Below are 25,587 nucleotides of genomic sequence, written 5' to 3'. Positions count from 1 at the left end.
GGCCTCAGTTCTTGCTCATCGCTGCCAGCCATTCGTCGATCCAGGCCTTGCGGTTGGCCGCGACGTCTTCCGAGGACAGCAGCAAGGTCTTTTCGGGATTGATAAGTTTGCCGAAGGCTTCCGGCAAAGGCTCCTTGGTGGCGCCGACCGGCATCATCCAGTTGGTGGTCGGAATGATCGACTGGAATTCCGGGCCGGTCATGAAGGCCAGGAACTGGCGGGCGAGTTCCGGCTCCTTGGCGTTCTTCGTCGCGCCGGCCACTTCGATCTGGATGTAGTGACCCTCGGCAAAGGCTGCTGCCTGATAGCGATCCGTGTTTTCCGCCACCATGTGATAGGCAGGCGAGGTGGTGTAGGAGAGCACCATCGGCGCCTCGCCCTTGGTGAACAGGCCATAGGCTTCCGACCAGCCGGGGGTCACCGTCAGCACGCGCTCCTTGAGCTTGGCCCAGGCCTCGCCGGCCTTGTCGCCATAGACCGACTTCACCCAGAGCAGCAGGCCAAGGCCGGGCGTCGAGGTGCGCGGGTCTTCGATGACGATCTTTTGCGCAGGATCGCCCTCGACCAGTTCCTTGAGGCTCTTCGGCGGGCTCTTCAGGGTCTCGGTGTCGTAGACCACGGCGAAATGGCCGTAGTCATAGGGCACGAAAGTATCGTCGGAAAAGCCGCCGGGAACCTTGAGACCTTTCGTGTCGAGGCCGTGCGGGGCGAAATAGCCGGTGGCCTTGGCCTCGGCGACGAGGTTCGTGTCGAGGCCGAGAACGATGTCGGCCTTCGAGCCTTCGCCTTCCAGTTTCAGCCGCGTCAGGAGCTCGACGCCGTCGGCAACGCCGACATAATTCACCTTGCAGTCGCAGGTCTTGCCGAAGGCTTCGACGACCTTGGCGCCCGGACCCCATTCGGTGATGAAGCTCTCATAGGTGTAGATCGTCAGCGTCTTTTCGGCCGCTGCGGCGGTTGCGGAAAATGCGGCGGTGGCGAGGGCGGCGATGGCCAACCGGCCAAGGATGTTGCGATGGAGTGAACTGGACATCTGGGCACTTCTCCCTGTTGTTGATGTTGCACGGGAAAAGCGCGTATCGGTCCGATCGCTTCTAATCCCTCCGCCGGTACAAGCCGGATCAGGTTCCGCGGGTTGGCTCGAAGCCTCTCAGCCATTGGAACCGCGAGCGGTTACAGGCACCCCGTTAGAGCACCCCAGATTTAGCTTCGGGCGGCAGCCAAGGCAAGCGGAGTTTCGGCCGGCGCATTGGCCCTTGGCGCTGCCTGCGCTATTAAGAGGTCCGAAGCCCGCAAGGCTCTGGAATTCAAACAACGGCGGCGGCGTTTTGTTCGCCGAGCGGGGGCCATTTTATGCCGGATATGCTCGTTCGCCTCTATGCGTTGCCCGAAGGCCGCGCCTCCCGGCTCGGCCCCGACGTTGCCATTCGGCGCGCCTTGGCGGCCGAGCGCAGGATCGTCGTTCCCTGGATCGAGGAACGCTTCGGCACCCTTTGGGCGGGCGAGGCGGAAGCGGCCTTCTCCTCGACGCCGACGCGGATCCATGTCGCGCTCTGCAAGGGCGAGCTTGCCGGCTTTGCCTGCCATGATGTGACGGCGCTCGGCTTCTTCGGTCCGACGGGCGTCGACCAAGCATTGCGCGGCCGCGGCATCGGCGAGGCTTTGCTTTTAGAGAGCCTCTCCGCCATGCGCGCCGCGGGCTATGCCTATGCGATCATCGGCGGCGTCGGCCCGGCCGAATTTTATGCGCGCGCCGTCGGCGCGGTGGAGATTCCCGATTCAACGCCTGGCATCTATGCGGACATGCTGCCGCCGGAAGAAAGCGGAAGCTGATCCAAGCAGTCGCGTTGGCCAAACGGCCCCGAAAAGGCGTTCTACCCTTTTCCTTCGCTGCCGCTTTGCGCTATGGGCTTCTGCCATGACCCGATCGACGTTCACCATTCTTCTCGGCGGCGCGCTCAGCCTTACGGAGCGGCTGGCGGCGCAGCTTTCCGGCAGCCGGTTCATCGCGGCGGACGGCGGCATGCGCCATGCGAAGACGCTCGGTGTGGTGCCGGATCTCTGGGTCGGTGATTTCGATTCGACCGACGAAACGCTGCTGGCGGCGTTCGCCCATGTGCCGCGGGAAAGCTATCCGGCCGCCAAAAACGCCACGGATGGCGAAATTGCGGTGGAGGCGGCGCTTGCGCGCGGTGCGAGCTCGCTGATCTTCGCCGGCGCGCTCGGCGGCACCCGCAGCGACCATGCCTTCCTGCACCTCTTGCAGCTCGCGGCGCTTGCAGAAGAGGGACACGATGCCTTTATGACCTCAGGCGAGGAGGAGGCCTATCCGCTGAGGCCGGGCACGCGCGAGATCGACCTGCCGAAGGGCAGTCTGTTTTCGATCCTCGGTTTCAGCGAGCTTTCCGGACTGTCGATCGAAAATGTCCGCTACCCGCTCGACGATTTTGCGCTTCCCTTCGGATCCTCCCGGACGATTTCCAATGTCGCGGAAGGTGCGGTCCGCTTTTCCCTGAAATCCGGGCGGGCGGTGATTCTCGCCCGACCCTACGATCTTTCCGGAGCCTGACGCCTTGGCGCCCCCCATCCTGAAGCTTGACGATATCTTCCTGACCTTCGGCGGCACGCCGCTTCTCGGGGGCGCCGATCTGCAGGTCGAGCCCGGCGACCGCATCTGCCTCGTCGGCCGCAACGGCTCCGGCAAGTCGACGCTGATGAAGATCGCCGCCGGACTTGCCGAGGCGCAGTCGGGAGAGATTTTCCGGCACCCCTCGGTGACCATCCGGTATCTGCACCAGGCGCCGGATTTCGACGGCTTCGATACGGTGCAGGCCTATGCGGAGGCCGGTCTCGGCCCCGGCGACGATCACTACCGCGTCACCTACCTGTTGCAGCATCTGGGGCTGACCGGCGAGGAGGATCCAAAGCGCCTCTCCGGCGGCGAGGCGCGGCGCGCCGCGCTTGCCCGTGTGCTCGCGCCGGAGCCGGATATCCTGCTTCTCGACGAGCCGACCAACCATCTCGACCTGCCGACGATCGAATGGCTGGAAGACGAGCTCAGCCGCAGCCGCTCGGCGCTCGTCCTGATCTCGCACGACCGGCGCTTTCTCGAGAAGGTCTCGACCGCCACGGTATGGCTCGATCGCGGCCAGTCGCGCCGGCTCGATCGCGGCTTCGCCCATTTCGAAGCCTGGCGCGACGAGGTGCTGGAGGCGGAGGAGCTCGAACAGCACAAGCTCGGCAAGGCGATCGAGCGCGAGGAGCATTGGCTGCGCTACGGCGTCACGGCGCGGCGCAAGCGCAATATGCGCCGTCTCGGCGAGTTGCAGGACATGCGGGCGCGCCACCGCGGCCACAAGGGGCCGCAGGGCACGATCCAGGCGACCGTCGCCGACGCCAAGGAGTCCGGCAAGCTGGTCATCGAGGCGGAAAAGATCACCAAGGCCTATGGCGAGCGGACGATCGTTGCGCCCTTCTCGATCCGCGTCCATCGCGGCGACCGGATCGGTCTGGTCGGCCCGAACGGTGCCGGCAAGACGACGCTGCTCAAGCTTCTGACCAGGCAGATCGAGCCGGACACCGGCACCGTCAAGCTCGGCACCAATCTGGAGATGGCGACGCTCGACCAGAAGCGCGAGGACCTGAACCTCGACGAGACGCTGGCGCATTACCTGACCGACGGGCGCGGCGAGACGCTACTCGTCAACGGCGAACAGCGCCACGTCACCGGGTACATGAAGGAATTCCTCTTCCAGCCGGAACAGGCGCGGACGCCGATCAGCGAACTTTCCGGCGGCGAGAGGGCGCGGCTGATCCTCGCCCGCATCCTGGCGCGCGCCACCAACCTGCTGATCCTCGACGAGCCGACCAACGATCTCGATATCGAGACGCTGGATCTCCTGCAGGAAATCGTCGCCGGCTTTGCCGGAACGGTGATCCTCGTCAGCCACGACCGCGACTTCCTCGACCGCACCGTGACCTCGACGATCGCGCCGGCCAATCCGGAGGCGCCCGACGGCCGCTGGATCGAATATGCCGGCGGCTATTCCGACATGATGGCGCAGCGCCGCGGCGCGATCGAGGAGCGGCGCCGGGCCGAAAGGGCCGAGAAGGCGAAGCCGAGCGAAGCGCCCGCCGAAGCAGTCGAGCCGCAGAAGGCCAAGGGAAAGCTCTCCTACAAGCAGAAATTCGCGCTGGAAAACCTGCCGAAGGAGATCGCCGGGGCCGAGGCCGAAATCGCGAAGCGCGAAGAGAAGATGCACGACCCGGCGCTCTTTTCCCGCGATCCAGAGGGTTTCAACAGGCTCGCCGCCGAGCTCGAAAAGCTGAAGGAGAAGCTGGCCCGCATGGAGGAGGAATGGCTGGAGCTCGAAATGCTGCGTGAGGAACTGGAGGGCTGAGGTCGGGCCGCGATCCATGAGCGGACTTGCGGCCGAAGGTTCCAGCCGCTATCCCGGGTCGCGGGCTTTACGAGGACGGCCATGACGATATTCCAGGCGCTGTTGCTTTTTGTTGCGGGATTCCTGTCCGGTGCCGTCAATGCGATTGCCGGCGGCGGCACGTTTCTGACCTTCGGCGCGATGACGCTCGGCGGCCTGCCGCCGATCGTCGCCAATGCCACCTCCTCGATCGTGCAGTTTCCGGGCTACGTCACCTCGGCGCTCGCCTATGCCAAGGAGATACGCGCCGACCGCAGGAATGCCGTCCTCCTCGGCATCATATCGGCGATCGGCGGGCTCGCGGGCGCGCTTCTCCTGCTGTCGCTCTCCAACCCGTCATTCCGCGCCATGGTGCCCTGGCTCTTGATCGCCGCGACGGCGATCTTTGCCGCGGGCCCTCTCTTGAAGCCTAAGGTCCGCAGCGACGAGCACCGGATCGGCCCGTTCGGTGTGGCGAGCCAGATGGCGACATCCGTCTATGGCGGCTTCTTCGGAGCCGGCATGGGCATCATGATGCTTGCCGTGCTCGGACTTGCGACCGGCGGCAGCTATCACCGGCTGAATGCGCTGAAGAACTTCATCTCGATCGTCATCGCGCTGATCGCCATCCTCGTCTTTTCGGCGGGCGGCGTCGTTTCCTGGCTGCACGCGGCGATCATGGTGCCGGGTGCCGCACTTGGCGGCTATTGTGGCGTCTGGGCCGCCCGGCGCGTTCCGCAGGCGGTCATTCGCGCCATCGTCGTCGCCGTCGGCCTGCTGCTCGCCGCCTATTATTTCTTCACCGGCTGAACCGGATCATGCTCCAAGTCTTTATTTGCGCGTGATTCTTCCGAAAGCCGGCTCCCGCTTTTCGGATCACGCTCCAGCAGATCCGGCCGGCGCTCCGCCGTCAGCCGCCGCGCTTCGGCCGCGCGCCATTTGGCGACGGCGCCGTGATTTCCTGAAGTCAGTACCGCCGGGATCTCATGGCCTTCGAAGACTTGCGGCCGAGTGTAATGCGGGTGCTCGAGCAGCCCGCCCTCGAAGCTTTCATGCACGCCGGACAAGTCGTTGCCCATCACGCCTGGCAGGATCCGGACGACCGCGTCGAGCAGGACCAGCGCCGCCGGTTCGCCGCCGGACAGGATATAGTCGCCTATAGACACTTCTTCGAGATTGCGCGTGTCAATGACCCGCTGGTCGACACCCTCGAAGCGGCCGCAGACGATGACGGCGCCGGGGCCTGCGGCAAGCTCGCGAACGCGCGCCTGCGTCAGCGGCCGGCCGCGCGGGCTCATCAGCAGGCGCGGCCGCTCATCATCCGCCGAGACGTGGTCGATGGCGCGGGCAAGAACATCCGGCTTCAACACCATGCCGGCGCCGCCGCCGGCCGGCGTGTCGTCGACGGTGCGGTGCTTGTCCCCGGCGAAATCGCGGATCTGCACCGCCTCGATCGACCATTGGCCGCGCTCCAGCGCCTTGCCAGCGAGCGACACGCCGAGATGCCCGGGGAACATCTCCGGGTACAGCGTCAGGACCGTCGCGCGAAAGGGCATTGTTAGACTGGAGCTCACTTGCGCTTCGTCGGGAATTGCTTGTCGAGGCTCTCGTCCTTGTCGTCGACGAGCCCGGCGGCAATCGGATCGACCAGCAGTTTGCCGGCCTCGAGATCGATTTCCAGCACCGACCATTCGGTGAACGGGATCAGCACCGGCCGGCGGCCCGGTCCCTTGAGCTCCAGCAGGTCCCCAGCGCCGAAGCCGAAGACGCCGGTCACCGAGCCGTAGCTCTTGCCGGTGCCGTCGACCGCTTCCAGGCCTTCGAGATCGGCATAGAAAAACTCGTCCTCGTCGAGGTCGTCGTCGGGGAGGTTGTCGCGTTCGATGAAGAGTTCGAGGCCGTTCAGCGCTTCGGCGGCGGTTCGGTCGTTGATGCCGCGGAAGCGGACGATGACCACGTTCTTCGCTTCACGGATTTCCAGCACCTCGAAGACGCGGCCGTCCTCGCTGCGCAGGTTGCCGTAGTCGCCGAGCGCCGTCGGATCTTCCGTAAAGGATTTTACCCGCACTTCGCCGCGCAGGCCTTGCGCCGCGCCGATCGTCGCCATCAGGACAGGGTTATCGAGCTTGGTCATTTTCGGCATCCAGGCAGGAGCGTTCTTGCCACCGCTCCAATTCTTTGCCCACTCCAATTGTTTAATGTGCACATAAAGCAAAACGGGCGGCATGAAAATGCCGCCCGTCTGCCACACCGTTTCGACGGATATTATTCCGCGGCGGATTCCGCAGCGGCAGCGGCTGCATCTTCGGCCTTCTGCTTGGCTTCGGCGGCACGCTCCTGTGCCTTCTTGCCGGGCTGTGCCTTGGTCGGGTTGTTGCGGGTCGGGCGCTTGGCGAGGCCGGCCTGGTCGAGGAAGCGCAGGACGCGATCGGTCGGCTGGGCGCCCTGGGCGATCCAGTGGCTGACGCGCTCTGCGTTCAGCTCGACGCGCTTTTCGTCATCCTTGCCCAGCATCGGGTTCCAGGAGCCGATCTTTTCGAGGAAGCGGCCGTCACGCGGGCTGCGCGCATCGGCAACGACGATCTGGTAATAGGGGCGCTTCTTGGAACCGCCACGGGCGAGACGAATTTTCAGTGCCATTTCAGTTACTCCTTGCAGGCTTTCTTGACCGCTTCGTTCAAGCGGAACGGGTGGTGCCGGCGCTGCCCGCGGGCTGCGAGCGATCGGCGGCGATGGCTTCATGGTGCCGGATGACTTCCTTGATGATGAAGTTCAGGAACTTCTCGGCGAAATCCGGGTCCAGATTGGCGTCCTTCGCCAGATGGCGAAGGCGTTCGATCTGGTATTCTTCGCGCGCCGGATCGGCCGGCGGCAACTTGTGCTTGGCTTTCAGAACCCCGACCGCCTTGGTGCAGCGGAACCTTTCGGCCAGCATGTGGACGAGGGCGGCATCGATGTTGTCGATCGACTGCCGGTAGCCCGCCAATTCCTCTTTGATCTCGGGAGCAAGCATCCGTCGCGATCCTCACTTCTTCTTGGGTAGGCCGGGCAAGCCCGGGAAACCGCCAAGGCCCGGCAGCTTGGCGCCACCCAGGCCTGGCAAACCGCCGCCGCCGAGACTCGGGAGACTGCCCGGCTTGCCGAGGCCGGCGGCTTCCGCCTGCTTCTGCAGCGCTTCCAGCTGTTTCGGGTCCATCTTCGACAGGTCCGGCATGCCGCCGCCCAAACCGCCAAGGCCCATCTTGTTGGCAAGGCCGCCCATCATCTGCTTCATCATGCCGCCTTTGCCCTTGCCGCCCATCATCTTCATCATGTCCGCCATCTGGCGGTGCATCTTCAGAAGCTTGTTGATGTCGGCGGCGTCGGTTCCTGAGCCACTGGCGATGCGCTTCTTGCGCGAATGCTTGAGCAGATCCGGATTGGCACGCTCGGCCTTGGTCATCGACGAGATGATGGCGAGCTGTCGCTTGAACAGGCTGTCGTCGAGGCCGGCGGCGGCCATCTTGTCCTTCATGCCGGCCATGCCGGGCATCAGTCCCATGATGCCGCCCATGCCGCCCATCTTCTGCATCTGGCGCAGCTGGTCGGCGAGGTCGTTGAGGTCGAATTTGCCCTTGGCCATCTTGGCGGCCATGGCGGCCGCCTTTTCGGCGTCGATGTTTTCCGCCGCCTTCTCGACCAGCGAGATGATGTCGCCCATGCCGAGGATGCGGTCGGCAACGCGGCGGGGATGGAACTCCTCGAGTTCGTCCATCTTCTCGCCGACGCCGATCAGCTTGATCGGCTTGCCGGTGACGGCACGCATGGAGAGCGCCGCGCCGCCGCGGCCGTCGCCGTCCATGCGGGTCAGTACCAGACCGGTGATGCCGACGCGGTCGTCGAAATTGCGGGCGAGGTTGACGGCGTCCTGACCGGTCAGCGCGTCGGCGACGAGCAGGATTTCGTGCGGATTGGATTTCCGCTTGATCTCGGCCATCTCGATCATCAGCGGTTCGTCGATATGGGTGCGGCCGGCGGTGTCGAGAATGACGATGTCGTGGCCGCCGAGCTTCGCCGCCTGGACGGCGCGGGCGGCGATATCGGTCGGCGACTGGCCGGCGATGATCGGCAGCGTATCGACGCCGGTCTGGACGCCGAGCTGGCGCAACTGCTCCTGGGCGGCCGGACGACGGGTGTCGAGCGAGGCCATCAGGACCTTCTTCTTGTCGCGCGTCGTCAGCCGCTTGGCGATCTTGCCGGTGGTCGTCGTCTTGCCCGAACCCTGCAGGCCGACCATCATGACGACGACAGGGGCCGGCGCATTGAAGTCGATCGTCACGCCCTCGGAGCCGAGCATGGCGACAAGCTCGTCATGGACGATCTTGACGACCATCTGGCCGGGCTTGATCGATTTCAGGATTTCGGCGCCGACTGCCTTCTCGCGGACCTTTTCGGTGAAGCTGCGCACCACGTCGAGCGCAACGTCCGCTTCGAGCAGCGCACGGCGAACCTCCCGAAGCGCCGCGGAAACGTCAGCTTCCGACAGGGCGCCGCGGCCGGTCAGTCCATTCAATATGGAACCAAGACGGTCCTGGAGGCTCTCGAACATTCTCTCTTCCTTCTGGTTTCCGGTTCGCTTCAGGCTCGCCGAAAACTTGGGTACCCTCGCGCGGAAAACAAGGCGCAAAGCCAAAAACCACCCGAGGGCGCAACGCGCTGTCGGGTGTTGACCTCCGGGCTCTCTTTATACCTTTGCGGGGCCCGGTCGGCGGCTTCGAAGTCATCACTTGCGAAGGAATTTGCCGCGATAAACAGCAAAGCGACCGAAAAGTCAAGTTGGAGGAGAACCTTGCGCGACGCGGAAAGGCGGCGTCAAGTTCCTTCGCTCACCTGCCGGGCGAGCGCCTCGAAGGCGGCGTCGATCCGTGCCATCACTCTCAGCGCCACGACCACCTCGGTCTGGTTGATATCGCCGAGGACCGCATGCAGCATTTCGAGCTCGCGCTGATGCACGGCGTTGAAGAGATCCCTGCCGGCCGGACTCGGTGCGCAGAAATAGGCCCGCCGGTGTTCCGGATTGGGCCTCTTCTCGATCAGCCCTTTGTCGATCAGGCCGGCGGCGACGCGCTGGACGAACTGTCGCTTCATCGACAGCCGCCTTGCTGCCTCCGGCACCGTCAGCGGCTCCTCGCAGAGGAGTTCCAGCACGGCGCGCTCGACAACGCTGATTCCTGCGCCCTCGAGCATCTTCTCAACTGTTCTGCTGACGTTGAGATGTACGGGCCGGACGAGTTTGATCGCCTTGTAAAGTCGTTCCTGTCTGTCGAATCGCGCAAGCATGACGGTATGGTAGCAATCGAGTTGCCGTTCACAAGAAATTCTTAACGGATTTTGCCCCCATACTGTGATCGAGCACTGGAGCGCCTATCTTTTTCAGGCATCAAGGTAATCGACAGCTTGGGACGGCAATGGGCAACGGCGGCAACCGCTACTACAACGGACCCGTTTCGGATCATTTCGACGGCGTTCGCTTTTTCAATCCTGGCGGAATGGCGCCGCGCGGCTTTGCCGACCTGTTGCGCTGGCAGCTGCGCGGCAAGCGCGTTCGGTGGCCGAGATACTACGACAGCCCCTTCGTCGAGGTGCGGCCCGAACTCAGTGTCGACGGAGACCGGCTGCGGGTGACCATGATCGGGCACGCGACTCTCCTGATCCAGGTGGCCGGCCTGAACATCCTCACCGATCCGGTCTGGTCGCATCGGGCGAGCCCTTTCGCCTTTGCCGGGCCGCATCGCCATAATGCACCGGGCATTCACATGGACGACCTGCCGCCGATCGACGTCGTCCTCGTCACCCACAATCACTACGACCATCTCGACGTCGAAACACTCGGCACGCTGCATGCCGAACACGCGCCGCTGATCGCAACGCCGCTCGGCAACGACACGATCATCCGCCGCGCCATTCCGGATGCGGAGATCGCCGTTCTCGATTGGGGCGAGCGGATCACAATCGACGACGGCGTCGTCATCCATGCGGAACCCTGCCACCATTGGTCGGCCCGCGGCACGCGCGACAGGCGGATGGCGCTCTGGGCCGCCTTCGTCATCGAGACCCCGGCTGGCAAGATCTACCATGTCGGCGACACCGGCTTTCACGGCGGCATCAACTATCGCGCCGCCCGGGACAAGCATGGCCCGTTCCGGCTCGCCAATCTGCCCTTCGGCTGCTACGAGCCGCGCTGGTTCATGGAAAGCCACCACCAGAATCCGGAAGAGGCGGTCATGGGCATGCTCGCCTGCGGCGCGGGACACGTGGCGGGACACCATTGGGGCACGTTCCGCTTGACGGACGAGGGCATCGAGGAGCCGTTGCGGGCCCTGGAGGCCGCACTCGACAAGGCCGGCATCGAGCCAGGCCGCTTCCGGCCGCTGCGGCCTGGCGAAGTCTTCGACGTTCCCGCCTCGGCGGAATAATGCGCCACTGGTAATTTCCGGCCTTTTCCGCCATATACAGCCCGAATGAAGGGCGCCCCCGGGGTCGGGAGCCGGGTTTGGACAATCGCGACATGGCCGATCAGGTGCAATTTGCCAGGATGAACGGGCTTGGAAACAAGATCCTGGTCGTCGACATGCGCGGCCGCAAGGATCGCGTCACGCCTGCGGCGGCGATCGCTCTCAATGCCGATCCGGCGACCGAATTCGACCAGATCATGGCGATCCACGATCCCAAGGCCGCCGGCACGGATGCCTGGATCGACATCGTCAATTCCGACGGCTCGATGGCGCAGGCCTGCGGAAACGGTACCCGCTGCGTCGTCCAGGCGCTCGCCGCCGAGACCGGCAAAAAGGCGTTCATGTTCCATACGGTCGCCGGCCTGCTCGAGGCCAAGGAACATGACGGCGGCTTGATCTCGGTTGACATGGGAAGCCCGCGCTTCGGCTGGAACGAGATCCCGCTCGCCGAGGAATTCCACGATACGCGCCGAATCGAGCTGCAGATCGGGCCGATCGACGATCCGGTGCTGCATTCGCCGTCGGTCGCCTCGATGGGCAATCCGCATGCGATCTTCTGGGTGAAGAACGACGTTTGGAGCTACGAGCTCGAGCGCTTCGGCCCGCTGCTCGAAAACCACCCGATCTTTCCCGAACGCGCCAATATCTCGATCGCCCGTGTCCGTTCGCGTGAGGAGATGGACCTGAGGACCTGGGAGCGCGGCGCCGGGCTTACGCTTGCCTGCGGCTCCGCCGCCTGTGCCGCCGCCGCCAGCGGCGCCAGAACCGGCCGCACGGATCGGACCGTGACAGTGAACGTTCCGGGCGGGCCGCTTAAGATCGAATGGCGCGAGCGCGACGACCACGTGCTCATGACGGGGCCGGCCGAATGGGAATGGTCGGGCAGGCTCGATCCCGCCACCGGTGCTTTCGAGCGTGATGCGGCGAGCGGCGCAAACGGAGCGCGAGCGCTTTGAGCGGCGTCGAGGTCATAACCTTCGGCTGCCGTCTCAACACCTATGAATCGGAAGTGATGCGGGCGGAGGCCGAGAAGGCGGGGCTGAACAATGCTGTCCTCGTCAACACCTGCGCCGTCACCGCCGAGGCCGTGCGCCAGGCGCGCCAGGCGATCCGTCGGGCGCGGCGCGACAACCCGCATGCCCGCATCATCGTCACCGGCTGCGCCGCCCAGACGGAGAAGGAAACCTTCGCCGAAATGTCCGAGGTCGACGCGGTGCTCGGCAACGAGGAGAAGCTGAAAAGCGCCTCTTATCGCGCACTGCCGGATTTCGGCGTCTCGGCCGAAGAAAAGCTCCGCGTCAATGACATCATGAGCGTGCGCGCCACGGCACCGCAGATGGTGAAACACATTGACGGCCACGTGCGCGCCTTCATCCAGGTGCAGAACGGCTGCGATCACCGCTGCACCTTCTGCATCATCCCCTATGGCCGCGGCAATTCCCGCTCCGTGCCGATGGGCGCGGTCGTCGACCAGGCGCGCCGGCTCGTCGAAGGCGGCTATCGCGAGATCGTCTTGACCGGTGTCGACGCGACGAGCTACGGCGCCGACCTGCCCGGAACGCCGACGCTCGGGCTTCTCGCCGGGACTCTTCTGAAACAGGCGCCGGAAATTCTCCGCCTCAGGCTCTCGTCGATCGACAGCATCGAGGCGGACAGGCATCTCCTCGACCTCATCGCCGACGAGCCGCGTTTCATGCCGCATCTGCATCTGTCGCTGCAGCACGGCGACGATCTGATCCTGAAGCGCATGAAGCGGCGCCATTCGAGCGCCGATGCCCGCGCCTTCTGCGACGAGGTTCGGCGTTTGCGGCCCGAGATCAGCTTCGGCGCCGACATGATTGCGGGCTTTCCGACGGAAACGGAAGAGATGTTCGAGAGCGCCGCCCGGCTTGCCGAGGATTGCGGCATCGCCCATTTGCACGTCTTCCCCTACAGCCCTCGCCCCGGCACACCGGCCGCCCGCATGCCGCAGCTCGATCGGGCGCTCGTCAAGGAGCGGGCCGCGCGGCTGCGCGTCAAAGGGGCGGAGCTCTACGCTGCCCATCTCGACCGCATGGTCGGCAGCGACCAGACGATCCTCGTCGAGATGAACGGGCTGGCGCACACGGAAAACTTTACCCTCGTCGATGCGGCCGGCCTCGAGCCGCGCTCGCTCGCTAAGGTCACAATCACCGGCCACAATGGCAAGCATCTGACGATGCACAGAGAACAGATGGCTGCGGCCTGACACCCGGACATTCCCATGGCGATTGGTTTCATCAAGAAGATCTTCTCCTTCGGCAAGGACACCGTTGAAGAGAAACCTGTGCCGCAGGCGGAGACGGTGCCCGAGGCCCCAGTTTCCGACGAGACTTTAGCAGCCCCCTCGATCTCATCGGGAAGTCTCCCGGGAGAAGGAGAGACTGAGGCAGCCGCTACCGGGGAGGCAAATGTCGGTGGTGCAGACGAGGGTGCGCCAGCCGCCGAGCGCGCCGCTGAGATTGAAACCGGTCATGAAGGGGCAAGCACCGAGGAAAGCGTATCGATTGAAAACGAGCGCGCGCCGCATCCGATCTCCCCCCCTATGGGGGAGATGCCCGGCAGGGTAGAGGGGGATGAACCCCTCGCCGAAGATGCCATCGTAGCCAATGAGGCCGCGATACCCCCCTCTGTCCCTTCGAGACATCTCCCCCACAATGGGGGAGATCAGGGGGAGATCGAGGCAGCCGCCGACACTAGCCGAACCGTCGTCGAGGAGGCAGAGGCCGGTAGTGCAGGCGAAATTGCGCCGACAGCCGAGCCCGCCCCTGATAAGGCTGGTACCCCTAGCGAAGAAGTTGACGAAAGCGTCGCGATAGACGACGAGAGCGTGCCCCATCCAATCTCCCCCCTTGTGGGGGAGATGCCCGGCAGGGCAGAGGGGGTTGAGGCACCAAATGATCTCGAAGCCGCCCCGAGCCTCCCCAAGGGCTTCGCCGCCTCGGACAAGCGCCCGAAGGAAGCAGCACCCGTCCCACAGCCAAAACTTTCCTGGTATCAGCGGCTGCGCCGTGGCCTTGCCCGCACCTCGTCGCAGCTGACCGGCCAGATCGCCAGCCTCTTCACCAAGCGTAAGCTCGACGAGGCGACGCTGCAGGATCTGGAAGACCTGCTGATCCAGGCGGACCTCGGCGTAGAGACGGCGATGCGGATCACCGACACGCTCGCCTCCGAGCGCTACGGCAAGGACGTGACCGGCGAGGATGTCTCGCGCATCATGGCCGGCGAGATCACTAAGGTGCTCGCGCCGGTGGCCAAACCCCTCGAACTCGATCTCAGTCACAAGCCACATGTAATCCTCGTCGTCGGCGTCAACGGTACCGGCAAGACGACCACGATAGGCAAGCTCGCTGCCAAGCTTTCCGGCGCGGGCTTGAAGGTGATGCTTGCGGCCGGCGACACCTTCCGCGCCGCGGCGATCGAACAGTTGAAGATCTGGGCGGAGCGGACGAAATCCGACATCGTCGCCTCGAAGCTCGGCGCCGACGCCGCCGGCCTGGCCTATGAGGCCTACCAGCTCGCCCGCGAAAAGAAATCGGACGTGCTGATCATCGACACGGCCGGGCGGCTGCAGAACAAGGCCGAGCTGATGGCCGAGCTGGAAAAGATCGTCCGCGTCCTCGGCAAGCTCGATCCGGATGCGCCGCACACGGTCCTGCAGACGCTCGATGCAACGACCGGGCAGAATGCCTTGCAGCAGGTAGAGATCTTCCGCAATGTCGCGGGCGTCAGCGGGCTGATCATGACCAAGCTCGACGGCACGGCGCGCGGCGGCATCCTGGTGGCGATCTCCGCCAAGCACAAGCTGCCGGTCTATTTCATCGGCGTCGGCGAGGGGGTTGATGATCTCGAACCCTTCGAGGCCAAGGATTTTGCCGAGGCGATCGCCGGCGTCGCCGCCGCCTGATCAAGAGACCGAGGTTTGCGGACGCAACCGCGGTTGATATGGTTTTGCCGCAATGCTGGTGTTATGAGCGGCCAGAGCGGGACGAGGAAAAGTGTGAAGCGGTTTTCCGCCCGGTCCCGCTTCAGCAAGGTGATATGACAGAACAGGATCCGCACATGTCGACAATTGAGGCAGAGAAGCCGCGGACGGAGGTAAGCCCGCTCCTGAAGCTCATACTGGAGCTCGGGCCGCTGATGGTGTTCTTCTTCGCCAATTCCCGCGGCGACTGGCTGGCAAGCCGCTTTCCCGTGCTTGCCGAGCTCGGCGGGCCGATTTTTATCGCCACCGGCCTGTTCATGGCGGCGACGGCCGCTGCACTTATCGCCTCCTGGATCATGACGCGTACTCTGCCGATAATGCCGCTCGTCTCCGGCATCGTCGTCTTCGTCTTCGGGGCGCTGACGCTGTGGCTGCAGAACGATACCTTCATCAAGATGAAGCCGACCATCGTCAATACGCTGTTCGGCGCGATCCTCCTCGGCGGGCTTTTGTTCGGCAAGTCGCTGCTCGGCTATGTCTTCCACGCCGCCTTCAAGCTCGACGAGGAGGGTTGGCGGAAGCTGACGATCCGCTGGGGCGTGTTCTTCCTGTTCCTTGCGGTGCTGAACGAGATCGTCTGGCGCTCCTTCTCCACCGACTTCTGGGTCGCCTTCAAGGTCTGGGGAACGATGCCAATCACCATCCTCTTCACCGTTGCCCAGATGCCGCTGATCATGAAGCACTCGCTGGAACAGGAGAGTGCCGAGTGACCATCGCCGCCGGTACGGACGACAACAGACAGCGTGCCTGGATCTGGCTGATCGCCTGCCTTGGCGTCGTCGCGATCCAGATCCTGACGCAGCACCTGATGGGGCGGCTGTGGATCTGCGAATGCGGCTACGTGAAACTCTGGGAGGGCGTCGTCAATTCCAGCGGCAACTCGCAGCACATTTCAGACTGGTACACGCCGTCGCACATCATCCACGGCTTCCTGTTCTACGGCCTCGGCTTTCTGCTGCTGCGCGGCAAACCGCTGAGCGCCCGCCTGCTGCTCGCGACCGTCATCGAGTCGGCCTGGGAGATCGCCGAGAACACGCCGATGGTGATCAACCGCTATCGCTCGGCGACGATCTCGCTTGATTATTTCGGCGACAGCATCCTGAATTCCACCATGGACACGCTCGCCATGGCCGCGGGCTTCCTCATAGCCTCGCGGCTGCCGGTGGCGGTGACGATCACGATCGCCATCATCCTCGAAGTCTTTACCGGCTGGCTGATCCGCGACAACCTGATGCTCAACGTGCTGATGCTCGTCTGGCCGCTCGATGCGGTGAAGGCTTGGCAGGCAGGGCTGTAGGACGCCGGGTTGTCTCTGGGGTTGCGCCCATCATCCCGCATGCCACCTACAATCCGGCAAGCGCCTTCTCGATCGCCGGCATCAATCCTTCCTTCAAGGTCTTTTTGTCGAAGGGGCCGGCGCGCTTGTAAAGGATCGTGCCGTCGGCGGCGACGAGGAAGGATTCGGGGATGCCGTAGACGCCCCAGTCGATCGCCGCCTTGCCGTTCGGATCGATGCCGACCGCCGAGAAGGGGTTGCCGAGTTCGCCGAGGAAGCGCAGCGCGTTGTCGTTCCTGTCCTTGTAGTTGATGCCGACGACGGTCAGGCGCGGGTCCTTGGACAGTTCGAGGATGATCGGATGCTCCTGCCGGCAGGGCACGCACCAGGAGGCCCAGACGTTGACCAGCGTCAGCCTGCCCTTGACCGCCGCATCGGTGAGCGCCGGCATTGGCTGGCCTGAGGGCGTCACGGCGCCTTCGAGCGGCGGCAGATCGAGCTTCGGCGCCTTGGTACCGATGAGCGCCGAGGGAATTTCGCTGATGTCCCGGCCGGAGTTCAACTGGCTCCAGAAGATCAGCGCCAGAGCCGCGAAGATCAGAAGCGGAAGCGCCGCGAGGAGATAGCGCAAGGCTCCGGGCCTGCGCTCGTCAGGCTGCGGCGCCTGTGTGCTGGTCATTGGGCTTCTCCGGCCGTCGCTTCCGCCGAACGGCGGCGGATGCCGGCGGCCTCGAGCGCCTTCAATTCGCGCTGCCGGGCGCGGCCGTCGCCGACAACCCAGACGACGAGGCCTACAACGACCGCGAAGGCGACGGCATAGCTGGCAAAGACATAGGCTGCATGGCTCATCATGGCGCCAAGCTCTCCCGTCCGGCATTGCGGGCCGCCTGGCGGCGGAGCGACGTCACCCGGCGGCGCCAGATCTCGTTGCGCATCGCGGCGATGTGCAGCGTGAAGAACAGAAGCGTGAAGCCCGCCGCCATCACTATCAGCGGCCAGAGGAATTCCGGATCGATGGTCGGCCCGTCGAGGCGCATCACGCTGGCCGGCTGGTGCAGCGTGTTCCACCATTCGACCGAGAATTTGATGATCGGGATATTGACGAAACCGACGAGCACCAGCACGGCCGAGACCCGGGCCGAACGGGCCGGATCGTCCATGGCCCGGTTCAGCGCCATCAGTCCGAGATACATGAGGAAGAGCACGAAGACCGAGGTCAGCCGCGCATCCCACACCCACCAGGTGCCCCACATCGGCTTGCCCCAGAGCGAGCCGGTGACGAGCGCCAGGAAGGTGAAGCAGGCGCCGATCGGTGCAGCCGCCTTGGCCGAGACATCCGCCAGCGGATGCCGCCAGACGAGCGTGCCGAGTGCGGATATCGCCATCACCGTGTAGCACATCATCGACAGCCAGGCGGACGGCACGTGCACATACATGATGCGCACCGTCTCGCCCTGCTGGTAATCGCCCTCGGTGGTGAAGGAGAGCCAGAGCCCGGCGGCGAAGGTGAGCACCGTGAGTGCGGCAAACCACGGCAGCACGCGATCGGCGAGCGCCAGGAACCGGGTCGGGTTGGCGAGATCGCTGAATTTGCGGATGGCCAGGCTGTTATCGCTCATGACGGCTCTTTAACGCGGAAGGCCTGCTTCCGCAATTGACCCTGGTCAATCACGATTGCGTCAGTCGGCCGAATGCCGCAGCGCCGCGGCCGCCGCAACCGGTCCGATGACCGCGAAGAACAGGGTTATCGCCATCAATATCATGAAAGACGGCAGGAAGGGGGCGGGATCTTCGACCGCGGCATAGACGGCGCTCACCCCGAAAATCAGCACGGGAATGGCGAGCGGCAGCACGAGGATCGAGACGAGCAGCCCGCCGCGCGGCAGCGCGACAGCGACGGCCGCGCCGACCGCCCCGATGAAGGTGATCGCCGGCGTCCCGGCAAGGAGGGTGAGCACCGTCGCGCCGATGGCGAGCTCGTCCATGTTCATGAACAGGCCGAGAAAGGGTGAGGCGACGACCAGCGGCAGGCCGGTGGCGGCCCAGTGGGCGGCGCATTTGACGAAAACGGTGAGGATCAGCGGCGTCTCGTGCATCAGCATGAGATCGAGCGAGCCGTCTTCGCGCTCCGCCTGGAAAAGCCGGTCCAGACCGAGGAGCGAGGCGAGCAGCGCGCCGATCCAGAGGATTGCCGGGCCGATACGGGAGAGCAGATTGAGATCCGGCCCGACGCCGAAGGGAATCACCGAGACGACCGTCATGAAGAAGAGCACGCCGATCATCGCACCGCCGCCGGCGCGAACCGAAAGCTTCAGGTCCCGGAAGAAGAGAGACATCAATGCGAAAACCCCGTCATCTGCAACGTCTTCGACTGCCCGATCCCCAGCGCCTGGTGGGTGGCGGCGATGACGATGCCGCCGCGCTCCAGATGGCTCGTGACCAAGCCGGCAAACAGCCTGTCCGCCCCGGCATCGAGTGCAGCGGTCGGTTCGTCGAGAATCCAGATCGGCCGATAGGCGACGAGAAGCTTCGCCATGGCCATGCGCCGCTGCTGCCCGGCGGAAAGATAGCCGAAGGGCAGGTGGGTGATGCCGGCGAGGCCGATGGCGGCTGCCGCCGCGGCAGGATCGAGGCCGGAGCCGCCCGGCGAATTGCCGAGAAAACGCTGCCAGAAGGAAAGATTTTCCTCGACCGTCAATTCCCGCTTCATCGCATTGCGGTGGCCGAGATAGTGGCTGAGCTCGTGCGGATGTTCGAAACCGGCAGGTCCGTCCTTGAGTGATATCCTCCCAGTTTCAGCATGGAGAAGACCCGCAAGAACGCGCAGCAAGGTCGACTTTCCAGAGCCGTTCGGCCCCGTCACCACGAGCGCCTCAGCGGCTGCTAGCGAAAAGGAAATACCGTTGAAAATCAAGTCCTCGCCTCGCCTCGCACTCAAACCCTCAACCAGCAGGCGCATCGATCTTAAGCTTTCCTTGACGCTCTTTTTCGCAGAGCAAAAAAAGTTCCGATTGGACCTTGGTTGGTCTGGCACGAATTGGAGAAATTATCTATAAGGCGGCCAACACGCCAGCGGTCGGCGTGAATTTCATCCAAGCGCCGAACATGGAATGACATTCCACGTACGGACAGCGGAAATGGCCGCACCCGCATCCCATTTCGCGCTTCACAGGCGCTCGGGCGTTCGTACGTCAGCTTTTGGCGATCAGACGGAACGGGGTATTTCCAGTGTCCAAATCCCTAGACAGCTTCAATTGTCGCTCCACGCTCACGGTCAACGGCGTGGATTATGTCTATTACAGCCTGCCGAAAGCGGAAGCGAACGGCCTCGCCGGCGTGTCCAAGCTTCCCTATTCGATGAAGGTGCTGCTGGAAAACCTGCTGCGCAATGAGGACGACCGCTCGGTCACCAAGAAGGACATTGAGAACGTCGCCGCATGGCTCAGCGACAAGGGCACGGCGGAAAACGAAATCGCCTACCGTCCGGCCCGTGTGCTGATGCAGGACTTCACCGGCGTTCCGGCCGTCGTCGACCTCGCGGCGATGCGCGATGCCATGGTGTCGCTCGGCGGCGACCCGGAGAAGATCAACCCGCTCGTGCCGGTCGACCTCGTCATCGACCACTCGGTCATCGTCGACGAATTCGGCACCCCGAATGCGTTTGCCCGCAACGTCGAACTCGAATACCAGCGCAACGGCGAGCGCTACCGCTTCCTGAAATGGGGCCAGCAGGCGTTCAAGAACTTCCGCGTCGTGCCGCCCGGCACCGGCATCTGTCACCAGGTCAATCTGGAATATCTCGGCCAGACGGTCTGGACCCGCGAAGAGAACGGCGAAATCACCGCCTATCCGGATACCTGCGTCGGCACCGACAGCCACACGACGATGATCAATGGCCTCGGCGTGCTCGGCTGGGGCGTCGGCGGCATCGAAGCCGAAGCCGCGATGCTCGGTCAGCCGGTCTCGATGCTGCTGCCGGAAGTCATCGGCTTCAAGCTGACCGGCAAGCTCAAGGAAGGCGTTACGGCGACCGACCTGGTGCTGACCGTCGTGCAGATGCTGCGCAAGAAGGGCGTCGTCTCGAAATTCGTCGAGTTCTTCGGCCCCGGCCTCGACAACATGACGCTGGCCGACCGCGCCACGATCGGCAATATGGGTCCGGAATACGGCGCCACCTGCGGCTTCTTCCCGGTCGACGCCGAAACGATCAACTATCTCACCATGTCGGGCCGTGAAGAACAGCGCATCGCGCTCGTCGAGGCCTATTCCAAGGCTCAAGGCATGTGGCGCGGGGGCGACGGTTCGGACCTCGTCTTCACCGACACGCTGGAACTCGACCTCGGCGACGTCGTGCCGTCGATGGCAGGCCCGAAGCGTCCGGAGGGCCGCATCGCGCTCGAAAACATCGCCTCCGGCTTTGCCGTAGCGCTCGAAAACGACTACAAGAAGCCGGGCCAGCTTTCGAACCGCTATGCCGTCGAAGGCACGGATTTCGACATCGGCCATGGCGATGTCGCGATCGCGGCAATCACCTCCTGCACCAACACCTCGAACCCGTCGGTGCTGATCGCGGCCGGCCTGCTGGCCCGCAACGCCGTTGCCAAGGGCCTGAAGACCAAGCCTTGGGTGAAGACATCGTTGGCGCCCGGATCGCAGGTCGTCGGCGAATATCTGGCGAAGTCCGGCCTGCAGAAGGACCTCGATGCACTGGGCTTCAATCTCGTCGGTTTCGGCTGCACCACCTGCATCGGCAACTCCGGCCCGCTGCCGGCGCCGATCTCGAAGACGATCAACGACAAGGGCCTGATTGCCGCCGGCGTTCTTTCCGGCAACCGCAACTTCGAAGGCCGCATTTCGCCGGACGTCCAGGCAAACTATCTCGCCTCGCCGCCGCTGGTGGTCGCCTACGCGCTCGCCGGCTCGGTCCAGAAGGACCTGACCAAGGAGCCGATCGGCGAAGACAAGGACGGCAAGCCGGTTTACCTGAAGGACATCTGGCCGACCTCCCTGGAAATCCAGGAGTTCATCTTCAAATACGTGACCCGCGAGCTCTACGCGACCAAGTATGCGGACGTCTTCAAGGGCGACGAAAACTGGCAGGCGGTGCAGGTTCCGGCTGGGCAGACCTATGCCTGGGACGAGGGCTCGACCTACGTGCAGAACCCGCCCTATTTCGTCGGCATGGGCAAGTCCGGTTCGGGCATTTCCGACATCAAGGGCGCGCGCGTCCTCGGCCTCTTCGGCGACAAGATCACCACCGACCACATTTCTCCGGCCGGTTCGATCAAGGCCGCGTCGCCGGCGGGCTCCTACCTGCTCGGCCATGGCGTGACCGTTGCCGACTTCAACCAGTACGGCACGCGCCGCGGAAACCATGAGGTGATGATGCGCGGCACCTTCGCCAACATCCGCATTCGCAACCACATGCTCGGCCCGAACGGCAAGGAAGGTGGCTACACGATCCACTATCCGTCCAAGGAAGAGATGTCGATCTACGATGCGGCCATGCAGTACAAGGAAGAGGGCATTCCGCTGGTCATCTTCGCCGGCGTCGAATACGGCAACGGTTCGTCGCGCGACTGGGCGGCCAAAGGCACCAATCTGCTCGGCGTCAAGGCGGTGATCGCCCAGTCCTTCGAGCGCATCCACCGCTCGAACCTCGTCGGCATGGGCGTCATTCCCTTCGTCTTCGAAGAGGGCACGAGCTGGGATTCGCTCGGCCTGAAGGGCGATGAGGTCGTGACGATCGACAACCTCGCCAAGGTCCAGCCGCGCGAAAAGCGCGTCGCCAGAATCACCTATGGCGACGGTTCGGTGAAGGAAGTGCCACTCATCTGCCGCATCGACACGCTAGACGAGGTTACCTACGTCAACAATGGCGGCATCCTGCAGACGGTTCTGCGCGATCTCGCGGCCTGAACCGGTCGTCCGGATTCTGCTTCAACGATCTGGCCGGGGCATCAGCCGATGCCCCGGCTCTTCTTTGTGAATCTCCGGCAGGACGCCTCCGTTTGGGTCGTCCGTCGACGTTTTCCCCAGCCTGCCGGCAGGTCACTCCAACGTGACTTTCTGTTGAAACCGGGCCGTCGTATGTAATGTACTCCCCTGATGGAAGCGCCCGCCCGACAAACACAAGTGACGCTATGACTTTTGCCTCGATGCCAATGCTCCGCCGCCTGGCCCTGACCATGGGGCTGCTCGGTGCCATCGGCGGTACGGCAGCGGCCGACGACGGCAAGGCGTTCAAGGGTGTGGTCGAGCTCTTTACCAGCCAGGGCTGTTCGTCCTGCCCGCCCGCCGACGCCGCCTTGAAGGCGCTTATCGACGAGGGCGAGGTCGTGGCACTCGCCTATCACGTCGATTACTGGAACTATCTCGGCTGGGCCGACACGCTTGCCACCAAGGAAAACACCGAGCGGCAATATGCCTATGCCCGGATGCTCGGTCGCAGCGGCGTCTACACGCCCCAGGTGGTTCTCAACGGCCGCGACCACGTGAACGGTTCCGACCTCCAGGCGATCAAGTCCCGGCTGGCGACGATGAGCGCCAGCGGCGGCGGGCTCCCCGTGCCGGTCGATGCCTCGATCGGCGGCGAGGAAATCTCCATCAAGGTCGGCGCCGGCGAGGGCAAGGCGAATGTCGTCGTCGTCTATTTCGACCGGGCCCGGCAGGTCAAAGTCGAACGGGGCGAAAACAAAGGCAAAGAGATCGCCTATTGGCACGCGGTCAAGGATATCCAGACCATCGGCATGTGGGACGGCAAGCCCGCCCAATTCACGCTGCCCGCCTCGGTGCTGATCGAGGGCCGCGGCAACAGCGGCTGCGCCGTTCTGCTGCAGTCGATGAAAGATGCGGAAACGCCAGGCCCGATCATCGGCGCGGCAACCCTTCTCGCCGGTGCGCAGGGCAAGCTTTAGCGAAGTGGCTGCGGAGTTTGCTCGAGTGGCCGGCAGGCCGGATGCGGGACAGATGCGAAGAGACCGCGACGCGGGGAATTCGAAGCGGAGGAATGGTTCGGCCCGGCAGCATCGAGGGGCTGGGGCTGAGGGTTCGAAGTTACCGGACCGAACCGGTCATGTCTGCGTTTGGAAACCTCCCGCAGCATGACAACCTGTCCGGACATACGGTGGCAACGACTCGTCCGGCAGCGGTCGGAGTTTTGCGGTGAATTGGGGCGGTGATTTGACTGAATTGCGGCAAGGGCAAGAATTGCCCGCCCTACCAACAGCTTCCGGCTTGCTTTTCGTCTCTCGTCAGGCACACTGTCATGGTCCTGTCACATCAGAGGGCCGAATTGCCGATGACCGATCAATCGGATTTGCCGGAGGGCGAAGCGCGTCACCAGGGCCAGACCACATCAAATGTGGTCGTCGATTTTCACGAATACAAGCAAGCCAAAAATCCCCCGCCCGTCACCTTCCACCGCCGTGAGTTGGACCTCGTTCTGAGACTCTACGGCCGCATGGTCGGCGAGGGCGAATGGCGCGACTACGCGATCGACCATTTGAAGGACCGTGCCGTGTTCTCGGTGTTCAAGCGTGCCGGGGAAGTGCCGCTCTACCGCATCGAGAAGAACCCCAAGCTCGCCGCCAAGCAGGGTGCCTACAGCGTGCTGAACGCCCACGGCACGATCCTGAAGCGCGGCCACGAGCTGGCGCAGGTCCTCAAAGTCTTCGACAAGGTGCTGAAGCTCGTCGAGACGTGAGCGACGATTTTGCCGCGAGAGTTGCACCTCACCCTAGCCCTCCCCCCGCAAGCAGGGAGAGGGGACTTAGGAGGGCGCCGCGAGTCTCCTTCGCCCCGCTTGCGGGGAGAAGGTGCCGGCAGGCGGATGAGGGGCAGCGGACCGGACCACCCGCTCAACTGCGATAGAGCGTATCCGGATAGGCGCCCTCGGCGGGCAGGGTGTCCGTTCCCTCGCCGAGCGGAAGCTGCATGATCGCGGTATCCAGCCAGCGCCCATGCTTGAGGCCGGTTGCCTTCATCGTCCCCTGATGCTCGAAGCCGACGGCGCGATGAACGGCTATCGAGGAGGGGTGGGCACCGCCGATCACCGCCACCATCTGGCGGAAACCGAGCGCCGTGCACCGCCTGACGAGCTCCTCGAGCAGCGCCCTGCCGATGCCCTGGCCGCGCGATTCCGGCGCCAGGTAGATCGAATCCTCGACCAGGAAGCGATAGGCGGTTCGCGTGCGGAAAGCGGAAGCATAGGCGTAGCCGAGCACGCTGCCCCGCTCGTCCGCGGCGACGATATAGGGATAGCCGTTGCCGGTGATCGTCGAGAAGCGCAGTGCCATCTCCGCCTCGGAGGGCGGCGCCACCTCATAGGTCGCCACACCGTTCAGGACGGACTCGCGGTAGATCTCGGTGATTGCGGGAAGATCGGTGGCGACGGCGTCGCGAAGCGTGAAGGTCATGAGAGATTTTTCGTCGTTGGGACTGCCGCAGCATTCGCATGAAGCGGCCGGACCAATCAAGATTCGGCGCAACAAAAAAGGCGGCCGGAGCCGCCTTCTTCGTCAAAGTCCGTCTCGACTACTCGTTCTTGTTGCCCAGGAACTGCAGCAGGAACATGAACAGGTTGATGAAGTCGAGGTAGAGCGTCAGCGCGCCCATGATGGCCTTGCGGCCGGCAACCGCGACGTCATCGGCCTCGAAATACATTTCCTTGATCTTCTGCGTGTCGTAGGCGGTCAGGCCGGCGAAGACCAGAACACCGATCACGGAGATCGCGAAGCCGAGGGCCGACGAGGCAAGGAAGATGTTGACGATCGACGCGATGATCAGGCCGAACAGGCCCATGATCAGGAACGTGCCGAAGCCCGACAGGTCCTTCTTCGTCGTGTAGCCGTAAAGCGACAGGGCGCCGAACGAGGCGGCCGTCACGAAGAACGTCTGCACGATGCTCTGCCCGGTGAAGACCAGGAAGATCGAGGACAACGAAAGGCCCATCAGCGCCGCGTAGATCCAGAACGTCGTCTGGGCGGCGGAAACGCTCATGGAGTTGATGCGGAAGCTCATGAAGAAGACCAGCGCGAGCGGTGCCAGCATCACGACCCACTTCAGCGGCGAGGCGTAGATGAGCTGGGCGAATGCCGGATTGGATGCGGCAAGCGCATAGGTCCCGTAAGCTGCCACGCCGGTGATCGTCAGCCCCAGGGCCATCAGGTTGTAGACCTTCAGCATATAAGCGCGAAGGCCTTCATCGATCACGGCACCCGCCTGAGCGCCGGCGGGCGACATTCGGGTTTGGTAGTTTCTCAGATCAGCCATTGTTTCCTCTTTAAGCCCCGATTGGAATTACGGTGTCGGGCGGCAGGTCTGTGCCAACTCACGCCCAGGCGCCGCTGCGGGGCTCCAGCATGCCTGTGGATAAATATGATGGTGAAAGCCGCG

Annotated in this window: 27 protein-coding genes and 1 riboswitch; of the genes, 13 read left to right on the top strand and 14 right to left on the bottom strand. The window is 64.0% G+C overall.

Annotated elements, in window-relative coordinates:
• Positions 1–4: 4 nt before the first annotated feature.
• Positions 5–1,033, bottom strand: a complete 1,029-nt coding sequence (gene thiB / locus ATC00_RS07105) for a thiamine ABC transporter substrate binding subunit (RefSeq protein WP_064252363.1) — start codon at positions 1,031–1,033, stop codon at positions 5–7.
• A 48-nt stretch (positions 1,034–1,081) separates the two neighbouring features.
• Positions 1,082–1,197, bottom strand: a riboswitch (TPP riboswitch).
• A gap of 156 nt (positions 1,198–1,353) precedes the next feature.
• On the opposite strand from thiB, the gene ATC00_RS07100 reads away from it, so the two are divergent.
• The 4 genes from ATC00_RS07100 to ATC00_RS07085 all read left to right on the top strand — a co-directional run bounded on the left by ATC00_RS07100 (position 1,354) and on the right by ATC00_RS07085 (position 5,228).
• Positions 1,354–1,833: a GNAT family N-acetyltransferase gene (locus tag ATC00_RS07100; protein WP_064252362.1), complete on the top strand. Its 480-nt coding sequence runs from the start codon at positions 1,354–1,356 to the stop codon at positions 1,831–1,833.
• An 85-nt stretch (positions 1,834–1,918) separates the two neighbouring features.
• Complete coding sequence (locus ATC00_RS07095) at positions 1,919–2,569, top strand: thiamine diphosphokinase (protein ID WP_064252361.1); 651 nt, start codon at positions 1,919–1,921, stop codon at positions 2,567–2,569.
• 4 nt (positions 2,570–2,573) lie between these two features.
• Positions 2,574–4,400: an ABC-F family ATP-binding cassette domain-containing protein gene (locus ATC00_RS07090; protein WP_064252360.1), complete on the top strand. Its 1,827-nt coding sequence runs from the start codon at positions 2,574–2,576 to the stop codon at positions 4,398–4,400.
• Positions 4,401–4,481: 81 nt separating this feature from the next.
• Positions 4,482–5,228 carry a sulfite exporter TauE/SafE family protein gene (locus tag ATC00_RS07085; RefSeq protein WP_064252359.1) on the top strand — a complete coding sequence of 249 codons (747 nt, stop codon included), beginning with the start codon at positions 4,482–4,484 and terminating at the stop codon, positions 5,226–5,228.
• On the opposite strand, the gene trmD is transcribed toward ATC00_RS07085, so the two are convergent.
• The 6 genes from trmD to ATC00_RS07055 form a co-directional block, all read right to left on the bottom strand.
• Complete coding sequence (gene trmD, locus ATC00_RS07080) at positions 5,210–5,974, bottom strand: tRNA (guanosine(37)-N1)-methyltransferase TrmD (protein ID WP_064252358.1); 765 nt, start codon at positions 5,972–5,974, stop codon at positions 5,210–5,212. The two genes, ATC00_RS07085 and trmD, sit on opposite strands and share 19 nt — an antisense overlap.
• A 14-nt stretch (positions 5,975–5,988) precedes the next feature.
• On the bottom strand, positions 5,989–6,552 hold the full coding sequence (gene rimM, locus ATC00_RS07075) for a ribosome maturation factor RimM (RefSeq protein WP_064252385.1): 564 nt from the start codon (positions 6,550–6,552) through the stop codon (positions 5,989–5,991).
• A 131-nt stretch (positions 6,553–6,683) separates the two neighbouring features.
• A complete protein-coding gene (gene rpsP, locus ATC00_RS07070; RefSeq protein WP_064252357.1) occupies positions 6,684–7,058 on the bottom strand; it encodes a 30S ribosomal protein S16 in 375 nt (124 codons plus the stop codon).
• 37 nt (positions 7,059–7,095) lie between these two features.
• On the bottom strand, positions 7,096–7,431 hold the full coding sequence (locus tag ATC00_RS07065; protein ID WP_037390342.1) for a chorismate mutase: 336 nt from the start codon (positions 7,429–7,431) through the stop codon (positions 7,096–7,098).
• 12 nt (positions 7,432–7,443) lie between these two features.
• Positions 7,444–9,006, bottom strand: a complete 1,563-nt coding sequence (gene ffh, locus ATC00_RS07060; protein ID WP_064252356.1) for a signal recognition particle protein — start codon at positions 9,004–9,006, stop codon at positions 7,444–7,446.
• Positions 9,007–9,269: 263 nt separating this feature from the next.
• The gene (locus tag ATC00_RS07055; protein WP_064252355.1) at positions 9,270–9,737 is read right to left on the bottom strand and encodes a MarR family winged helix-turn-helix transcriptional regulator; all 468 of its coding nucleotides are present in this window, start codon (positions 9,735–9,737) and stop codon (positions 9,270–9,272) included.
• A gap of 128 nt (positions 9,738–9,865) precedes the next feature.
• Here ATC00_RS07055 and ATC00_RS07050 point away from each other — a divergent pair, with 128 nt between their 5' ends.
• The 6 genes from ATC00_RS07050 (at position 9,866) to ATC00_RS07025 (ending at position 16,212) form a co-directional block, all read left to right on the top strand.
• Complete coding sequence (locus tag ATC00_RS07050) at positions 9,866–10,873, top strand: MBL fold metallo-hydrolase (RefSeq protein ID WP_064252354.1); 1,008 nt, start codon at positions 9,866–9,868, stop codon at positions 10,871–10,873.
• Between the two features lie 92 nt (positions 10,874–10,965).
• Complete coding sequence (gene dapF, locus ATC00_RS07045; RefSeq protein WP_064252384.1) at positions 10,966–11,868, top strand: diaminopimelate epimerase; 903 nt, start codon at positions 10,966–10,968, stop codon at positions 11,866–11,868.
• Complete coding sequence (gene mtaB / locus ATC00_RS07040; protein ID WP_064252353.1) at positions 11,865–13,139, top strand: tRNA (N(6)-L-threonylcarbamoyladenosine(37)-C(2))-methylthiotransferase MtaB; 1,275 nt, start codon at positions 11,865–11,867, stop codon at positions 13,137–13,139. The genes dapF and mtaB overlap by 4 nt, the downstream gene beginning before the upstream one ends.
• Before the next feature lie 15 nt (positions 13,140–13,154).
• The gene (gene ftsY, locus ATC00_RS07035) at positions 13,155–14,837 is read left to right on the top strand and encodes a signal recognition particle-docking protein FtsY (protein ID WP_064252352.1); all 1,683 of its coding nucleotides are present in this window, start codon (positions 13,155–13,157) and stop codon (positions 14,835–14,837) included.
• 155 nt (positions 14,838–14,992) lie between these two features.
• Entirely contained in the window at positions 14,993–15,625 is a 633-nt protein-coding gene (locus ATC00_RS07030; RefSeq protein WP_064252383.1) for a septation protein A, read from the top strand.
• On the top strand, positions 15,622–16,212 hold the full coding sequence (locus tag ATC00_RS07025; protein WP_064252351.1) for a DUF2585 domain-containing protein: 591 nt from the start codon (positions 15,622–15,624) through the stop codon (positions 16,210–16,212). Before ATC00_RS07030 ends, ATC00_RS07025 begins: the two co-directional genes overlap by 4 nt.
• Positions 16,213–16,258: 46 nt before the next feature.
• Here the strand turns inward: ATC00_RS07025 and ATC00_RS07020 are convergent, their stop codons facing one another.
• From ATC00_RS07020 to ccmA, 5 genes are read right to left on the bottom strand one after another with little or no spacing between them, the layout of a single operon-like run.
• Complete coding sequence (locus tag ATC00_RS07020) at positions 16,259–16,870, bottom strand: DsbE family thiol:disulfide interchange protein (protein ID WP_064252350.1); 612 nt, start codon at positions 16,868–16,870, stop codon at positions 16,259–16,261.
• Positions 16,867–17,043, bottom strand: a complete 177-nt coding sequence (gene ccmD / locus ATC00_RS07015; RefSeq protein ID WP_082912107.1) for a heme exporter protein CcmD — start codon at positions 17,041–17,043, stop codon at positions 16,867–16,869. The genes ATC00_RS07020 and ccmD overlap by 4 nt, the downstream gene beginning before the upstream one ends.
• Entirely contained in the window at positions 17,040–17,810 is a 771-nt protein-coding gene (locus ATC00_RS07010) for a heme ABC transporter permease (protein WP_064252349.1), read from the bottom strand. The genes ccmD and ATC00_RS07010 overlap by 4 nt, the downstream gene beginning before the upstream one ends.
• 60 nt (positions 17,811–17,870) lie before the next feature.
• Positions 17,871–18,530, bottom strand: coding sequence for a heme exporter protein CcmB (gene ccmB / locus ATC00_RS07005; RefSeq protein WP_064252348.1), 660 nt, complete (start codon positions 18,528–18,530; stop codon positions 17,871–17,873).
• Entirely contained in the window at positions 18,527–19,150 is a 624-nt protein-coding gene (gene ccmA, locus ATC00_RS07000; protein ID WP_037390354.1) for a heme ABC exporter ATP-binding protein CcmA, read from the bottom strand. Before ccmA ends, ccmB begins: the two co-directional genes overlap by 4 nt.
• 269 nt (positions 19,151–19,419) lie before the next feature.
• Between ccmA and acnA the strand changes: the two genes are divergently transcribed.
• The 3 genes from acnA to ATC00_RS06985 all read left to right on the top strand — a co-directional run bounded on the left by acnA (position 19,420) and on the right by ATC00_RS06985 (position 23,896).
• Entirely contained in the window at positions 19,420–22,110 is a 2,691-nt protein-coding gene (gene acnA / locus ATC00_RS06995; RefSeq protein ID WP_064252347.1) for an aconitate hydratase AcnA, read from the top strand.
• Positions 22,111–22,334: 224 nt separating this feature from the next.
• On the top strand, positions 22,335–23,108 hold the full coding sequence (locus ATC00_RS06990) for a DUF1223 domain-containing protein (protein WP_082912105.1): 774 nt from the start codon (positions 22,335–22,337) through the stop codon (positions 23,106–23,108).
• 383 nt (positions 23,109–23,491) lie between these two features.
• The gene (locus ATC00_RS06985; RefSeq protein WP_037390404.1) at positions 23,492–23,896 is read left to right on the top strand and encodes a DUF2794 domain-containing protein; all 405 of its coding nucleotides are present in this window, start codon (positions 23,492–23,494) and stop codon (positions 23,894–23,896) included.
• Between the two features lie 154 nt (positions 23,897–24,050).
• Here the strand turns inward: ATC00_RS06985 and ATC00_RS06980 are convergent, their stop codons facing one another.
• Both ATC00_RS06980 and ATC00_RS06975 read right to left on the bottom strand, forming a co-directional pair.
• Positions 24,051–24,608: a GNAT family N-acetyltransferase gene (locus ATC00_RS06980; RefSeq protein WP_064252346.1), complete on the bottom strand. Its 558-nt coding sequence runs from the start codon at positions 24,606–24,608 to the stop codon at positions 24,051–24,053.
• A 118-nt stretch (positions 24,609–24,726) separates the two neighbouring features.
• A complete protein-coding gene (locus ATC00_RS06975) occupies positions 24,727–25,464 on the bottom strand; it encodes a Bax inhibitor-1/YccA family protein (RefSeq protein ID WP_064252345.1) in 738 nt (245 codons plus the stop codon).
• Between the last annotated feature and the right edge of the window lie 123 nt (positions 25,465–25,587).

Origin of the sequence: Sinorhizobium americanum (assembly GCF_001651855.1) — a bacterium.
Lineage (GTDB): Bacteria > Pseudomonadota > Alphaproteobacteria > Rhizobiales > Rhizobiaceae > Sinorhizobium > Sinorhizobium americanum.
This window is presented reverse-complemented; position numbering and strand designations above follow the sequence as displayed.

Excerpts from the sequence above, each read along its gene's own strand:
- thiB (WP_064252363.1), bottom strand. The coding sequence starts at position 1,033 with ATGTCCAGTTCACTCCATCGCAACATCCTTGGCCGGTTGGCCATCGCC.
- ATC00_RS07100 (WP_064252362.1), top strand. The coding sequence starts at position 1,354 with ATGCCGGATATGCTCGTTCGCCTCTATGCGTTGCCCGAAGGCCGCGCC.
- ATC00_RS07095 (WP_064252361.1), top strand. The coding sequence starts at position 1,919 with ATGACCCGATCGACGTTCACCATTCTTCTCGGCGGCGCGCTCAGCCTT.
- ATC00_RS07085 (WP_064252359.1), top strand. The coding sequence starts at position 4,482 with ATGACGATATTCCAGGCGCTGTTGCTTTTTGTTGCGGGATTCCTGTCC.
- trmD (WP_064252358.1), bottom strand. The coding sequence starts at position 5,974 with ATGCCCTTTCGCGCGACGGTCCTGACGCTGTACCCGGAGATGTTCCCC.
- rimM (WP_064252385.1), bottom strand. The coding sequence starts at position 6,552 with ATGACCAAGCTCGATAACCCTGTCCTGATGGCGACGATCGGCGCGGCG.
- rpsP (WP_064252357.1), bottom strand. The coding sequence starts at position 7,058 with ATGGCACTGAAAATTCGTCTCGCCCGTGGCGGTTCCAAGAAGCGCCCC.
- ATC00_RS07065 (WP_037390342.1), bottom strand. The coding sequence starts at position 7,431 with ATGCTTGCTCCCGAGATCAAAGAGGAATTGGCGGGCTACCGGCAGTCG.
- ffh (WP_064252356.1), bottom strand. The coding sequence starts at position 9,006 with ATGTTCGAGAGCCTCCAGGACCGTCTTGGTTCCATATTGAATGGACTG.
- ATC00_RS07055 (WP_064252355.1), bottom strand. The coding sequence starts at position 9,737 with ATGCTTGCGCGATTCGACAGACAGGAACGACTTTACAAGGCGATCAAA.
- ATC00_RS07050 (WP_064252354.1), top strand. The coding sequence starts at position 9,866 with ATGGGCAACGGCGGCAACCGCTACTACAACGGACCCGTTTCGGATCAT.
- dapF (WP_064252384.1), top strand. The coding sequence starts at position 10,966 with ATGGCCGATCAGGTGCAATTTGCCAGGATGAACGGGCTTGGAAACAAG.
- ftsY (WP_064252352.1), top strand. The coding sequence starts at position 13,155 with ATGGCGATTGGTTTCATCAAGAAGATCTTCTCCTTCGGCAAGGACACC.
- ATC00_RS07030 (WP_064252383.1), top strand. The coding sequence starts at position 14,993 with ATGTCGACAATTGAGGCAGAGAAGCCGCGGACGGAGGTAAGCCCGCTC.
- ATC00_RS07020 (WP_064252350.1), bottom strand. The coding sequence starts at position 16,870 with ATGACCAGCACACAGGCGCCGCAGCCTGACGAGCGCAGGCCCGGAGCC.
- ccmD (WP_082912107.1), bottom strand. The coding sequence starts at position 17,043 with ATGATGAGCCATGCAGCCTATGTCTTTGCCAGCTATGCCGTCGCCTTC.
- ATC00_RS07010 (WP_064252349.1), bottom strand. The coding sequence starts at position 17,810 with ATGAGCGATAACAGCCTGGCCATCCGCAAATTCAGCGATCTCGCCAAC.
- ccmA (WP_037390354.1), bottom strand. The coding sequence starts at position 19,150 with ATGCGCCTGCTGGTTGAGGGTTTGAGTGCGAGGCGAGGCGAGGACTTG.
- ATC00_RS06990 (WP_082912105.1), top strand. The coding sequence starts at position 22,335 with ATGACTTTTGCCTCGATGCCAATGCTCCGCCGCCTGGCCCTGACCATG.
- ATC00_RS06985 (WP_037390404.1), top strand. The coding sequence starts at position 23,492 with ATGACCGATCAATCGGATTTGCCGGAGGGCGAAGCGCGTCACCAGGGC.
- ATC00_RS06980 (WP_064252346.1), bottom strand. The coding sequence starts at position 24,608 with ATGACCTTCACGCTTCGCGACGCCGTCGCCACCGATCTTCCCGCAATC.
- ATC00_RS06975 (WP_064252345.1), bottom strand. The coding sequence starts at position 25,464 with ATGGCTGATCTGAGAAACTACCAAACCCGAATGTCGCCCGCCGGCGCT.